Annotated in this window: 13 protein-coding genes and 1 pseudogene; 2 read left to right on the top strand and 12 right to left on the bottom strand. The window is 35.4% G+C overall.

All coding sequences use genetic code 11. From position 1 onward, the window contains the following. Positions 1-59: 59 nt before the first annotated feature. The 6 genes from QQS40_RS03960 to xylF all read right to left on the bottom strand — a co-directional run bounded on the left by QQS40_RS03960 (position 60) and on the right by xylF (position 7,881). Complete coding sequence (locus tag QQS40_RS03960) at positions 60-1,223, bottom strand: XylR family transcriptional regulator (protein ID WP_012054498.1); 1,164 nt, start codon at positions 1,221-1,223, stop codon at positions 60-62. A 111-nt stretch (positions 1,224-1,334) separates the two neighbouring features. After that, positions 1,335-2,741, bottom strand: a complete 1,407-nt coding sequence (gene nhaC / locus QQS40_RS03955; RefSeq protein ID WP_012054497.1) for a Na+/H+ antiporter NhaC — start codon at positions 2,739-2,741, stop codon at positions 1,335-1,337. 1 nt (position 2,742) lies between these two features. Next, positions 2,743-3,915 (bottom strand): MalY/PatB family protein, encoded by a 1,173-nt coding sequence (locus QQS40_RS03950; RefSeq protein ID WP_126470229.1) that lies wholly within the window; start codon positions 3,913-3,915, stop codon positions 2,743-2,745. 274 nt (positions 3,916-4,189) lie between these two features. Next, on the bottom strand, positions 4,190-5,317 hold the full coding sequence (locus QQS40_RS03945; protein WP_329506255.1) for a sugar ABC transporter permease: 1,128 nt from the start codon (positions 5,315-5,317) through the stop codon (positions 4,190-4,192). A 3-nt stretch (positions 5,318-5,320) separates the two neighbouring features. Next, positions 5,321-6,832, bottom strand: a complete 1,512-nt coding sequence (xylG, locus tag QQS40_RS03940) for a D-xylose ABC transporter ATP-binding protein (RefSeq protein ID WP_329506253.1) — start codon at positions 6,830-6,832, stop codon at positions 5,321-5,323. Positions 6,833-6,882: 50 nt separating this feature from the next. After that, positions 6,883-7,881, bottom strand: coding sequence for a D-xylose ABC transporter substrate-binding protein (xylF, locus tag QQS40_RS03935; RefSeq protein WP_329506251.1), 999 nt, complete (start codon positions 7,879-7,881; stop codon positions 6,883-6,885). Between the two features lie 233 nt (positions 7,882-8,114). Here xylF and xylA point away from each other — a divergent pair, with 233 nt between their 5' ends. Continuing rightward, positions 8,115-9,434, top strand: a complete 1,320-nt coding sequence (xylA, locus tag QQS40_RS03930; protein WP_015702065.1) for a xylose isomerase — start codon at positions 8,115-8,117, stop codon at positions 9,432-9,434. A gap of 56 nt (positions 9,435-9,490) precedes the next feature. Then, positions 9,491-10,972, top strand: coding sequence for a xylulokinase (xylB, locus tag QQS40_RS03925; RefSeq protein WP_329506210.1), 1,482 nt, complete (start codon positions 9,491-9,493; stop codon positions 10,970-10,972). A gap of 50 nt (positions 10,973-11,022) precedes the next feature. Here the strand turns inward: xylB and rfaD are convergent, their stop codons facing one another. The 6 genes and pseudogenes from rfaD to QQS40_RS03895 form a co-directional block, all read right to left on the bottom strand. After that, positions 11,023-11,949, bottom strand: a complete 927-nt coding sequence (gene rfaD, locus QQS40_RS03920; RefSeq protein ID WP_111327568.1) for an ADP-glyceromanno-heptose 6-epimerase — start codon at positions 11,947-11,949, stop codon at positions 11,023-11,025. Positions 11,950-12,001: 52 nt separating this feature from the next. Continuing rightward, complete coding sequence (locus tag QQS40_RS03915) at positions 12,002-12,505, bottom strand: protein disulfide oxidoreductase (protein ID WP_329506206.1); 504 nt, start codon at positions 12,503-12,505, stop codon at positions 12,002-12,004. A gap of 74 nt (positions 12,506-12,579) precedes the next feature. Further along, on the bottom strand, positions 12,580-12,864 hold the full coding sequence (locus tag QQS40_RS03910) for a hypothetical protein (protein ID WP_128786750.1): 285 nt from the start codon (positions 12,862-12,864) through the stop codon (positions 12,580-12,582). A 50-nt stretch (positions 12,865-12,914) separates the two neighbouring features. Beyond that, positions 12,915-13,109 (bottom strand): annotated as a pseudogene (locus QQS40_RS03905) (N-acetylmuramoyl-L-alanine amidase); the annotation flags it as partial. A gap of 106 nt (positions 13,110-13,215) precedes the next feature. Next, a complete protein-coding gene (locus QQS40_RS03900) occupies positions 13,216-13,359 on the bottom strand; it encodes a hypothetical protein (protein ID WP_172621990.1) in 144 nt (47 codons plus the stop codon). 232 nt (positions 13,360-13,591) lie between these two features. After that, the gene (locus tag QQS40_RS03895; protein ID WP_128786749.1) at positions 13,592-14,092 is read right to left on the bottom strand and encodes a toxin; all 501 of its coding nucleotides are present in this window, start codon (positions 14,090-14,092) and stop codon (positions 13,592-13,594) included. Positions 14,093-14,094: the final 2 nt, after the last annotated feature.

Here is a 14,094-nt window from a genome sequence, read left to right as displayed (position 1 = left end):
AAAAGTGCGGTCAAAAATACTTGTTATTATGGCACAGAGTTGAATAAAAATATGCTCCTTTAACAATTTAGTCGAAACTCTTTAGGAGTCATTTCAAATTCTTTCTTAAACACAGAATAAAAATATTGAATTGATGGATAGCCGCAAATCTCAGCAATTTCTTGAATAGAAATATCTGTTTGTTGTAATAAATTCTTTGCTCGGGAAATTTTTTCTTCGTGAATGACTTGGTGAATTGTTTTATTCATTTCATTCTTAAAACGTTGTTCAAGATTAGAACGTGAGGTTTCAAGATGATCTAAAACTTGTTCTACTTTAATTCGATGACAGGCACGATGACGAATATAATGCATTGCTTGAATGACAAGCGGATCTGTTAATGATCGATAATCTGTAGAATTTCGAGAGTGAACGGTAATCGGTGGAATTAAAATAGGGGTATGTGAAACTTTTTGACCATTGAGTAATTTGTGTAATAATTTCGCAGCTTGATAACCAATCTCTCTCGTGCCTTGTTCTACGGAGGAAAGGGACACACGCGATAAATATTGGATCAATTCTTCATTATCAATACCAACCACACAAAGCTCTTCAGGTACAGCAATTTTACTGTACTCACAAGCTTGCAATAAATGACGAGCACGCGCATCCGTAACAGCAATAATACCAGTATGAGAAGGAAGAGATTTTAACCAGACAATTAGCTTTTGTTGCTCTTCCAACCAATTTTGAGCATGAACCTGCACACCCTCATATAGGTAAATAGGGTAATGATTTTTCTCCATCAACTCTACAAAAGCATCTCTTCGTTCTATAGACCAATGCTTATGAGTATTTACTTGCAAACCATAAAATGCAAACTGTGACAGTCCTTTCTCCTGTAAATGAGATAAAGCCATTTCAACCAATGCCATATTATCTGTTGCTACATAAGGAAAGTGCGGATAAAAATCAGCTTGTTTATAAGATCCACCAACTGCTATAGTAGGAATAAGAGTGTGTTGCAATAATTCAACAGTTTTTGGATCATCAAAGTCTGCAATAATGCCATCAATAGAAAGTTGATTAATGGTATCAGTATGATAGATAAATTCATCTTCTACAAAAATATCCCACATACATTGCGATGCCTGAATATATTGTCCAATACCCTCCACTACCTGCCGATCATATACTTTGTTTGCATTAAATAAGAGGGCAATTTTGTAGTATTGTTCCGTCATTTTATATCCTTATCTATGGGAAATTGCTATTTAAGTTATAATAGAAAAGATATTTAGCTTCAAGATAAAAATAGCCAGAATAACTGGCCATTTTTATATCCAATACCACATTTATTTTTTTAGCTTCGCAATACCTATTCCACTTGCACCATAAATAATAGCAAAGATAATACCGCTCCAACATAAAATTGCCCAAGGTAAATAAGACAATGTTGCAACACCTAATGTGCCTGCCATATATGCACCTGCGGCAGTCCATGGCAAAATAGGTTCAATAATTGTTGCGGAATCTTCTGCTGTTCGACTTAGATTTTTTGGATGTAATCCTTTTTCTACATACGCATCTTTAAGCATTTCTCCTGGAATTAGAATAGAAATTTGCCCATTACAAGTAACCCCAATCATTGTTAAACCGCAAAGAATCGTTGTAATAATCAAAGAAAGAGTTGAATGAACAAAGGTGAGTAATTTTTGAATAATCACGGTTAATGCACCGCTCAATTGTAATACACCTGCAAATGACAATGCACAGAAACAAATTAATAGTGTTCCCATCATTGAGTTCATTCCACCACGATTCAACAAACGACTTAAATCAGAGCTAACTGAAGTATGGTGAATCATTGAGGTATCAAATCCATTAACTGCGCTATTAATCACATCAGATAGAGAGAATTTTTGAATTAAGATAGCATTAATAATTGCGATAAATGCTGATAATAACATCACTGGAATAGTCGGTTTCTTAGTAATAGATCCCCATAATACAATAGCGACTGGAATAAGTAATAGAAAGTTAAAATGATAAACTTGCTCTAACTCATGAATCATTGTATTTACTTTTTCTGGAGTCGCCACATTAGAAAAATCGTAGTTTAAACCATATACCACATAGACAGTAGCCGAAAGAATAAAGGATGGTAATGTTGTATAAAGTAAGTGAGCGATATGCTCATATAAATCTACGCCAGCAGCTGCAGATGCAATATTGGTTGTATCAGATAATGGCGATAATTTATCTCCAAAATACGCACCAGCCACCACAGCACCTGCCGTAGCAGCCAAATTGGCGTCTAATCCAATCGCAACTCCCATAAATGCCACACCAACAGTCCCTGCTGACCCCCAAGAGGTTCCAGTACAAATGGAAACAATAGCAGTAAGGAATAAGGCTGTCACATAAAGATATTCTGGTGATATCGCTTTTAGTCCGTAGTAGATCATCATAGGAATTGTTCCTCCACTAATCCAAGTTCCAATTAATAATCCTACAGTAATTAAAATTAATAGCGCAGGCATTGTTTTAGCTATTTTTTCTGAAATAGCGTCTAAAATATCTAAATAGCAATGACCTAATTTAATAACTAAAAAACCAGCAAATACCGTTGAAATAATCATTAATGGCTCAGCTGGCAAATCAAATAAAGCATACCCAAGCCCTAACAGTAATAGCATCACAATGATTGGTGAAAAAGCTTCTAATGTTGTTGGCATTCTTGTGCGATGAGTGGTTTTCATATTAAATCTCCCTATTGTTTAATAAACAAAACCCATTTTTGATTCGATTCAATGCTTCTAATAATTTTTCTCTAGGCATAGCGACATTCATACGAAAGAAACCGTCTCCCTCTTTGCCAAATTCACTACCCAAAGATACTTTTACTCTTGATAAATTATTAATCCAATAAGCTAATTCATTTTCATTTATACTTAGCTTTTTATAGTTTATCCAAAGTAAATAAGTTCCATCACTTTCGGTAATATCTAATAATGGAATATACTCATTGAAAAATTCTTTTACTATCTTCTTATTATTCTTTATGTATTCTTTTAGATAGATTACCCAGTCAGTACAATATTTATATAACGAAATAATAGCTGGTATAGAGAAATAATTTGGATTATGTATACCTAATGCCATCATTTCTTTTATAAATTTCTCTCGAATTTCTTTATTCTCAATAATTAGGTTAGCTATTTCCAATCCAGGAATATTAAAAGTTTTTGCTGGGGATAAACAGATCATTGAGTGATTTGCTACCCATTCATCTAATGATGATATTAAATAGTGGGAGTCATTTGTTAGTGTAAAGTCTGCGTGGACATCATCGGAAATGATAAATACATTATGTTTTTTAGCTAAGTTTATAATTTTAATAAGGACTTCTTTGTTCCAAATCGTTCCAGTTGGGTTATGAGGAGAAATTAAAACAAATACTTTAGAATGTTCAAAACATTCCTCTAATAAATTAAAATCAATACGATACTTTCTATTCTCATAAACCAAAGGACATTGATATAATTTTCTGTCATTTAATTTTATCGTGTTTAATATTGGACCATATGAAGGTGATAGAATACATATCCCATCAGTTTCTTTTGTAAATGCTCGTATATAAATAGATATGGCTTGGATTATTCTTGGGCAAAATACAATTTTTTCAGAGAGAACAGAATAATGATATTGTTCGAAAATATAATCACTGATTATCTTGTAATAATCGGCTGGTAATTCAGTATAACCATAAATTCCTAAACGATTAAATTTTTCTAATTCATCTATCATTATTTGAGGTGCTGGAATATCCATATCCGCAACAGACATTGGAATAATATCATTATCTACATTCCATTTAGCACTAAACGTATTTAGGCGATCAATAATCACATCAAAATTATAAAAATTATTCATTATTCCTCCTGATACATAAGGCAAATTTACTTTAGTCAAAGAAGAAAAGAATTAAAATTACTAAAACTACTTTATCTATTACTTTTTTTCACAACTGTGATCTAGTCCACAATTGTAAATAATCACTATAAAAAATTAAATAATGTAACGGATAAGAACTTGTTTTTTCATAAAAAGATGAAAAACTTCATCATCTAGAAAGCAGTATGTTAGGTAACCATTTCTATAAAATTAAAAAACCGCCATTTTATAAATGACGGTTTAAAATTAATAATTACATCTTTTTCTTATTACTAGTATCTATCCATACAGCAAGTAACAAAATGGCACCTTTGACAATATATTGCCAAAAAGTTGGCACATCAAGCATACTCATACCATTATCAAGCGATGCGATGATAAGTGCGCCAATAACAACCCCAAACACACTTCCTACACCACCAGCTAAGCTTGCCCCTCCAATGACACAAGCTGCAATCGCATCTAGTTCTGCATTTTGCCCTGCCGATGGTGAGCCTGCACCTAAACGAGCACTTAAAATCAACCCTGCTATTGCAACTAACACACCATTCATTGCAAATATAATCAGTTTTGTTTTCTCTACATTGATACCAGATAATTTTGCCGCATCAATATTGCCTCCAATCGCATAAACGTGGCGACCGAATGAAGTTTTACGAGAGAGGAATAACCCTAAGATTGCAAGAATTGACAGTACTAAAACAGGAAATGGAATGCCACGATAATCATTAAGTAAATAAATTGCACCTAATACAATTACTGCAAACAAAGCATATTTCGTAAAATCTTTTGATAATGCAGACACTTCCAGTTGAAGCTGTTGGCGACTTCTACGTTGATAATTTCCCCAAAGAACAAATCCAATAACTACAATACCACCTAAGATAACCCCTACAATATCTGATAAATAACCTTGCCCAATAACTGTCATAGTTCCACTAATAGGAGATACAGTTGTGCCATTAGTCAAGCCAATCAAAATTCCACGGAATGCGAGATAACCTGCAAGTGTAACAATGAAGGATGGCACTTTGCGATAAGCCACCCACCAACCATTCCAAATACCAAAAATTAAACCAAGAGCAATTGTTGCAATAATAGTTACAGGTAATGGAAAGCCCCACCAAACATCGGCAATAGCTGCAAATCCTCCCAGTAGGCCCATAAGTGAACCAACAGATAAGTCAATTTCAGCAGAAATAATGACAAAAACCATTCCAATTGCAAGAATGCCGGTAATTGAAGTTTGGCGTAACAAGTTAGAAATATTTCTTGCACTTAAATAAGCTCCATCAGTAGCAACACTAAAGAATGCCATAATGACGGCAATAGCTATTAACATAATGTAAACTTGTAAATTTACGGATTTTAACTTAAACATAGATTACTCCTTAAGTGCTGTTTCCATAACTTGTTCTTGAGTAAGAGCAGTATTGATAAGACTAGCTTTAAGTTTACCTTGATGCATAACAAGAACTCTGTCACTAATGCCTAAAAGTTCTGGCAGTTCTGATGAAATGACAATAATCGCAATCCCTTCTTGTGCTAATTGGTTAATTAACTTATAAATTTCATATTTCGCACCGACATCAATTCCTCTTGTTGGTTCATCTAAAATTAGTATTTTAGGATTTAACAATAAACATTTTGCAAGGATCGCTTTCTGTTGATTACCGCCACTAAGTCGTCCTATTGGTAAATCTGGTGAAAAAGTTTTCACCTTTAGTCGTTTGATGGCTGAGCCAATTATTTGCTCTTCTTTTGCTTCATTAACTACCATTTTTCCGAAACAATAAGATTTCAAAGAAGAAAGCGTAATGTTTTTTCCAACCCCCATAATAGAAACAATGCCGTGTTTCTTCCGATCTTCAGGAACCATCACAATTTTATGTTCAATCGCTTGGGCACAATTTTTGATATTTACTTGTTTTTGATTGATAAAAATATTTCCTTCAAACTTACCTTCATAAGACCCAAATAAGCATTGCACCATGTCTGTACGACCCGAACCAACTAAACCTGCAATACCTAAAATTTCCCCCTCATGAAGACTAAAACTTACGTTATCAACACGCTTAATATGTGTATTGATTGGATGCCAAGCAGAAAGATTTTCTACTCGTAAAATTTCATCTTTGATTTCATGAGGTTCATGTGGATAAAGTGAGGTAATTTCCCGACCTACCATCATGGTGATAATGTCATCTTCTGTCATTGTTGAAGCGTCTTTCGTACCAACATGTTCACCATCACGAATGACGCAAATTTTGTCAGAGATCGCTTTAACTTCATTGAGTTTATGGGAAATATAGATACAAGCGATATTGTGTGCTTTAAGATCCTTAATAAGATTTAACAAAATTTCCGTTTCTTTTTCAGTAAGTGAAGCCGTTGGTTCATCTAAGATAAGAAGTCTTACCTGTTTATTCAAAGCCTTAGCTATTTCAACTAATTGCTGTTGCCCTAAACCTAATTCTCCTACTCGTGTATTGGGATCAACATCTAATTGCACCTGCTGTAATAAATTTTTGCAACGTAAGTACATTTCATTATCTGCTGTCAAACCTTTATGAGTTATTTCGTTACCCAAAAAAATATTCTCCAATACAGACATATTCTTTACTAGAGTAAGTTCTTGATGAATAATTGAAATTCCTTTTTCTTCAGTATCTCTAATATTCCTTGCTTTTAGTTCACTTTCTGAAAAGTAAATATCACCGCTGTAATCTCCACAAGGATAAATACCGCAAAGTATTTTCATTAATGTAGATTTTCCAGATCCATTTTCACCACATAAAGATAAAATTTTCCCCGCATCTAATTCAATAGATATATTATGAAGTGCGGTCACATCACCAAATTTTTTTGTGATATGTTTCATTTCCAATAATGCCATATCGTAACTCCCTAAGAGGTAAGGGAAGAGTTATCTCTTCCCTCTTAAAGTTAGTGATAAATGCTTTCCTTAGTATGAAAACCATCTTTAATTACAGTTTCATTAATATTACGTTTATCAACAGCGATAGGATCAAGTAAATACGCAGGAACATTTTTTAAGCCATTATTCAGTTCTGCATTAGCTTCTACTTTTTCATTCTTACCTAATTCAACCGCAATTTTTGCCGCTTTATCTGCAAGTTTCGTAATTGGTTTATAAACAGTCATAGTTTGTGAGCCATTAACAATACGTTTAATTGCAGCTAAATCTGCATCTTGCCCAGAAATTGCTACTTTCCCGGATAAGCCTTGTGCGCTAAGGGCTTGAATCGCACCTCCAGCAGTAGCATCGTTAGATGCAACAACAGCATCCACATTATTTTTATTAGCTGTTAATGCGTTTTCCATAATTTGTAACGCTTTTTCAGCTAACCAAGAATCAACCCATTGATCTCCTACAACCTTAATTTTCCCACTGGCAATTAAAGGATCTAATACTTTCATTTGCCCTTTTCTAAATAATTTCGCATTATTATCTACAGGAGATCCCCCCATTAAAAAATAATTACCTTCTGGTTTTACATCCACAATACTTTTAGCTTGTAGTTCACCCACTTTTTCATTATCAAAGGAAACATAAAAATCTAAGTCTGCATTATTGATTAAACGGTCATACGCTAATACTTTTACTCCTTCCTTTTTAGCTTCAGAAATAACGTTACTTAATACTTCACCGTTATGAGGAATAATTACTAATACATCAATATTTTTATTGATCATATTTTCGATTTGAGAAATTTGTGCTGAATCATCACCATTCGCAGATTGGACAAATACTTTTGCACCCATTGATTCTGCTTTGTTTACGAAAATATCTCGATCTTTTTGCCATCTTTCTAAACGTAAATCATCAATGGATAAACCAATTTTAAGATCTTTGGAATGGGCTGAACTACTAAATACAGTTAATGCACCAACAAGGGTAAGTAAAGCTGATTTGATTTTCATATTGATACCTCGATAGTTAAGTGAAGGACTAGTTATTACTCCAGTTGTTAGTTTTCACACTTTAAAAAAGGCTTTCAATTATAAAATCTTTCTCCATTATTACGTTTTTTCACAACTGTGATCCACTCCACAGTTGCAAATAATCAACATAGAAAAATTAAATAACATAATTGATGAAAAGCTAGTTTTTCACAAAAATACGAAAAATTTCATCATCTAGAGAGGAAAATGTTATGACAACCTATTTCGATAAAATTGAAAAAATCTCCTTTGAGGGAGAAAAATCCACAAATCCTTTTGCTTTCAAACATTATGATGCTAATCAAGTAATTTTAGGTAAAACTATGGCTGAACATTTACGCTTAGCTGTGTGTTATTGGCATACCTTTTGCTGGAATGGGAATGATATGTTTGGGCTAGGTTCTTTGGAACGAAGTTGGCAGAAAAATCCAAATTTGCTTGCTGGCGCAGAACAAAAAGCAGATATTGCTTTTGAGTTTTTGAATAAGTTAGGCGTGCCTTATTATTGTTTTCATGATGTCGATATTGCACCTGAAGGTAATTCAGTGCGGGAATATGTACAAAATTTTCATCATATTGTTGATATTTTAGAACGCAAACAAGTAGAAACGGGTGTAAAACTCTTATGGGGAACTGCAAATTGTTTTACTAATCCTCGTTATATGTCTGGTGCAGCAACCAATCCTAATCCTGAGGTTTTTGCTTGGGCTGCAACACAAGTGTTTAATGCAATGAATGCCACTCAACGTTTAGGTGGAGAAAATTACGTATTATGGGGTGGACGTGAGGGATATGAAACTTTATTGAATACCGATTTGAAACGTGAACGTGAACAAATTGGTCGTTTTATGCAAATGGTGGTAGAACATAAGCATAAAATTGGGTTTAAAGGTACATTATTAATTGAGCCAAAACCGCAAGAACCAACTAAACATCAATATGATTATGATGTGGCAACAGTGTATGGTTTCCTAAAACAATTTGGTTTAGAAAAAGAAATTAAAGTTAATATTGAAGCTAACCACGCGACGCTTGCTGGCCATACCTTTCAACATGAAATTGCAACAGCTTGTGCATTAGATATTTTTGGCTCAATTGACGCTAATCGTGGCGATCCACAATTAGGCTGGGATACCGACCAATTCCCAAATAGTGTTGAAGAAAACACGCTAGTTATGTATGAAATTTTAAAACATGGTGGTTTTACTACTGGAGGTTTTAATTTTGATGCGAAAATTCGCCGACAAAGTATTGATCCTTATGATTTATTTTACGCTCATATCGGTGCAATTGATGTATTGGCATTATCCTTAAAACGTGCAGCAAAAATGTTACAAGAGGAAACCTTACAAAAAATTGTTAATGAACGCTATGCAGGTTGGAATAGTGAACTTGGCCAGCATATTTTGCAAGGTAAAACTTCACTTGAAACACTTGCGCAACTTGTCCAACAAAAAGATTTAGCGCCAAAACCAGTTTCAGGTCAGCAAGAATATTTGGAAAATTTGGTAAACCAAGTTATTTATAGCTAAAAATGAAGCAAAAGTGCGGTTGTATTCCACCGCACTTTTTTATTTTAGGAGACATTATGTATATAGGAATTGATTGTGGCACACAAGGAACAAAGGCGATAGTGCTTGATTCTGTCCAAAAAAAAGTGATTGGAGTTGGTTACGCAAAACATGAATTAATTACACAATCCAATGGAAGACGTGAACAACATCCAAATTGGTGGATTGAGGCATTACAACAAGCATTACAAATTGCATTGAAACAAGCAAAAAATTTACCGCACTTTTCACCTAATTTAGTGAAGGGAATAGGCATTTCAGGACAACAACATGGACTGGTAATGTTAGATAAAAACGATCGTCCTCTATATAAGGCTAAGCTTTGGTGTGATACAGAAACCGCTACGGAAAATGATATACTGATCGAAAAATTAGGCGGACAAACAGCCGCATTTGAAAAATTAGGTATCATTTGCCAAACTGGTTACACGGCTTCAAAACTGAGTTGGTTCCGTCAAAATTATCCTGATAAATTTGCCAATATTCGCAAAATTATGCTGCCACACGATTATCTAAATTATTGGCTAACAGGAAAATTCTGCACTGAATTTGGTGATGCTTCCGGTAGTGGTTATTTCGATGTTGTGAAAAGAGAATGGAAAAGAGAAGTCTTCAAATATCTTGCGCCAGAATTAAATATGGATGAAGTGTTACCTAAATTACTTTCTGCCGAACAAAAAATCGGTGTGATTAAACCTGAAATTGCGACTTTATTTGGTTTTAATGATAATGTCATCGTCTCCACAGGTGGAGGCGATAATATGATGGGAGCAATTGGTACAGGAAATATTCGAGAAGGGATTGCTACGATGAGTCTCGGTACTTCTGGTACCTTGTATGCTTATACGCAAAAGCCATTACTTAATTTACCACCAATGATCGCAAATTTTTGTTCAAGTAATAATGGCTGGTTACCACTAGTTTGTGTTATGAATATAACCTCCTCAAATAAACAGCTAATGAATTTGCTCAATATTGATATTGAAGAATTAAATCAACTTGCTCAACAAGCACCTATCGGTGCGAATGGCATCACTATTTTGCCATTCTTTAATGGTGAAAGAGTTCCACCTTTACCCAATACAAAAGCGAGTATTTTAGGATTAGATTCAAGTAATTTCACACGAGAAAATCTTTGTCGAGCAATGATGGAAGGTGCCACTTTTACGCTTCGCTATGGCTTAGATTTATTTCATCAAGCAGGACTCAAAACCTCACAAATTCGCCTAATTGGAGGTGGAGCGAAAAGCTCATTTTGGCGGCAAATGGTTGCTGATGTGATGAATTCCGAAGTGGTATGTTTGCAGGAAGAAGAAGCTGCTGCATTAGGAGGAGCAATTCAAGCTATGTGGGCAAATGGAGAAGGAGAACTAAAAATTTTATGCGAAACCTTCATTCACTTAGATGAAAACTCCAAAACTTACCCCAACTTATCACAGGTGAAAAATTATCAAAGTGCTTACGAGCGTTATTTAAAACATTTATCACAGTTATACTAAACAAAATCCCCTATACCGAGAGTCTATAGGGGATTTACTACATTAATAATTTATTTTCTATTCAACCAAGCCATATATTCAGCCACACCTTCCGCGACAGTTTTAAATGGTTTGTCGTAGCCAGTTGCGCGAAGTTTCGTTAAATCTGCTTGCGTATATTCTTGATAGCGAGATTTCAAATGCTCTGGGAATGGAATAGTTTCCACTGCGCCTTTGCCGTGGAATTTAATTACCGCTTTCGCCACTTCTGCGAAAGACTCGGCATTGCCGGTACCACAGTTGAAGATACCCGAAATGCCATTTTGCCAGCACCAAATGTTGACTTGAGCCACATCACCTACATAAACGAAATCACGGCGGAAATGTTCACTGCCTGCAAATAATTTGGGATTTTCGCCTTTCAGGATTTGGTTATTTAAGTGGAATGCCACACTTGCCATTGAACCTTTGTGGCCTTCACGCGGACCATACACGTTGAAATAACGGAAACCACATACTGGCGATTGTGCTTCAGGTAAAATTGCACGTACATATTGGTCGAATAAGAATTTAGAATAACCGTACACATTCAATGGGCCTTCAAATTCACGCTCTTCACGGAATTCAGTTTTATCGCCATAAGTTGCCGCACTTGATGCATACAAGAACGGAATTTGACGATCTAAACAGTAATGCAATAACTCTTTTGAATATTCGTAGTTATTATGCATGATGTATTTGCCGTCCCATTCAGTGGTCGCTGAACAAGCCCCTTCATGGAATACTGCATCGATATCACCTAAATCATCACCGGCAATAATTGACGCAATGAAGTCTTCTTTATCACAGTAATCTGCGATATCAAGATCCACTAAGTTAATGAATTTAGTCCCGTCTTTTAAGTTATCCACCACTAAAATATCTTTGCGTCCCATATCGTTTAGCGCTTTAACGATATTACTGCCGATAAAACCGGCGCCACCTGTTACGATAATCATAATTCTGTCCTCTTTAAAATAAGTCTGTGTATTGTAATAGATTTTGTGCCGCTTAGCCAAAAAACTCTGTGAAAAACAACCGCACTTTTAAGCCCCAGTAACTTGTCCAGCCTGTTGTGCCCAAATCCATTTTTCCTTTGTTTAAAATAATAATGGTCGGCGTCACATTCACCTGCCATTGATCCGCAATTTTGCCTTGAGGATCATTCACCGTTGTAAACTGATAGTGATGGGTTTGTAAATAATCTTCCACGTCCTTATTTGACCCTGAACGCAGCGCGACAGAGACTACCGGATAGCCTTCTTCTGAAAGTGAATTAATCGCTGGCGAAGTATAACGACAATAGCCGCACCAACTTCCCCAGAAATAAATGATCGTCGGCTTAGCTTGATCTAATTGAGGTAAAAAGAAGGCATTCCCCTGTAAATCATAAAGTGCTGTCGCATTGATTTCAGGTGGAATATTGGGTTTACGAATAAAATCGAGAATACTGCTCACGATAATTAACGTCAGCAGGAGCGAAATCGCATTTTTTAATAAGGTTTTAATTTTCACAATAAAATTTCATGAGCTAGGATAAGTGGATTGTAATCGATTAGAAAAGTGCGGTCAAAATTACAGATATTTTGCTATAAATACGTTAAACGTTTATGTACGTTATCGTGATTGTAACGAAGCTGTTCAAACATGTAGTCGGAACTGAGCCAGCGTTTACGATCGGTAAATTTTGGATCAGTTTCCACCAGATAGCCGTTCGGAGCATCTGGGTTGATTTTATACAGGCTGGCCTGTGGTAAACGCACTTCTGTCAAATGGGTTTTTACCATTGGCATGGTCATACTAGATAAGTCTTGAGGATCAACTTTTTCAACGGCGGTCTGTAATTTAGCGATGACCTGCCCGGAACTAATCACATTATGGTTATTTATGGTCGGTGTCAGTGTAATTTCGGTATGTTTGCCGATACATAGTGATAGCTTAGGTGTTGCAAATGTGGATTGAATTGTTTGGCTAACACGGGGCTACGCTTAAAACCGCGTTGTTTATGCCATTCGTCGATACGTTGCGCGGTGGTTTGTATTGCCGTGCGTAATGATTTGCCGTTTTTTGTGGCGGAACAATGGATCACGATTTTGGTGATAGGAAGTGATAGAGATATTTCTTTAAACCTCTTTAATATTACGTAAAGAAATTTTAAGAAATAATGGTGGGTTGCTATATTAAAGGAGTTTAAAGAAAAAGGCTGTCATAAGACAGCCTTTGAATTAATGGTTACGATATTTATCCATTGGGATCTCAATGCGGAAAACACCGCCGTGAGGATGATAAATTCGCTTACCTTTTTTAGTGATATATGGAGTAAAAATCACTGCCACCTGTTCACCATTAGGGTTAGTTTCAAATACCATTTGAAGCCTCCTATATTGTTAGGAGGGCGTATTTATTATTGTAATTTGAGAGAAATATCTCATTTTACAAACTTAATCCTTGCGAAAATCTATTAAAAGAGTAAAATTTCGCATTGCTTTCAGGTTAAGAAAATCAGTAACGCCCTATGGAACTGATTTTTTTGCTTACTATTTAATAAAGTACTGCAATACTTTACTAAATCTTATAAACCCAGTCTTTATGATTGGGTTTTTACATTTCTAGCCGACCGAAATCTAGTGAGATTTGTGTAATTGAGTACCCCATTGCTTCTAAAATAATTTCTGCAAAGGTGTCTGCCTGCCATTCGGGATCTTCATTGATTGTAGGTGACTCGTCTGCTTTGTGTAAATAGGCTTGGTGCATTAGAAAAACGTGTCCGAGTTCATGCAACACAATTTCGAGTGAATCTTTATCGCCTTTACAGGCAAGAATATAGGTATTTTCAGGAATACGAATGGTAAACTCGCTTGGGCTGAAATGCCCTTTGGTGAAGTTATGGGTAAGTTCCTGCCATTCGGTCTCTGACAGGATCTCAAGATTGACAATCGTTGCCACATTTTCCAATACATCATCAAAGCGTTGGCGTGCTTTATTCCATTTGGTAAATTTCAAATGCTTAGCAAGAGGCAACGCCATTTTTTCAATTTCATTTCTGGTCATTGGTTTTACTCGTAAGCCGTTCATTTCGTATAATAAACTTTGTAAACTCATCC

This window comes from Haemophilus parainfluenzae (assembly GCF_036288925.1).
In the GTDB taxonomy this organism is placed as follows: Bacteria; Pseudomonadota; Gammaproteobacteria; order Enterobacterales; family Pasteurellaceae; genus Haemophilus_D.
Note: the sequence above shows the minus strand (reverse complement) of the source record. Positions and strands in the feature narration are given on the sequence as shown.

Bases quoted from the DNA above. Each gene is read 5' to 3' on its own strand.
- QQS40_RS03960 (WP_012054498.1), bottom strand. From the start codon at position 1,223: ATGACGGAACAATACTACAAAATTGCCCTCTTATTTAATGCAAACAAA.
- nhaC (WP_012054497.1), bottom strand. From the start codon at position 2,741: ATGAAAACCACTCATCGCACAAGAATGCCAACAACATTAGAAGCTTTT.
- QQS40_RS03950 (WP_126470229.1), bottom strand. From the start codon at position 3,915: ATGAATAATTTTTATAATTTTGATGTGATTATTGATCGCCTAAATACG.
- QQS40_RS03945 (WP_329506255.1), bottom strand. From the start codon at position 5,317: ATGTTTAAGTTAAAATCCGTAAATTTACAAGTTTACATTATGTTAATA.
- xylG (WP_329506253.1), bottom strand. From the start codon at position 6,832: ATGGCATTATTGGAAATGAAACATATCACAAAAAAATTTGGTGATGTG.
- xylF (WP_329506251.1), bottom strand. From the start codon at position 7,881: ATGAAAATCAAATCAGCTTTACTTACCCTTGTTGGTGCATTAACTGTA.
- xylA (WP_015702065.1), top strand. From the start codon at position 8,115: ATGACAACCTATTTCGATAAAATTGAAAAAATCTCCTTTGAGGGAGAA.
- xylB (WP_329506210.1), top strand. From the start codon at position 9,491: ATGTATATAGGAATTGATTGTGGCACACAAGGAACAAAGGCGATAGTG.
- rfaD (WP_111327568.1), bottom strand. From the start codon at position 11,949: ATGATTATCGTAACAGGTGGCGCCGGTTTTATCGGCAGTAATATCGTT.
- QQS40_RS03900 (WP_172621990.1), bottom strand. From the start codon at position 13,359: ATGGTATTTGAAACTAACCCTAATGGTGAACAGGTGGCAGTGATTTTT.
- QQS40_RS03895 (WP_128786749.1), bottom strand. From the start codon at position 14,092: ATGAGTTTACAAAGTTTATTATACGAAATGAACGGCTTACGAGTAAAA.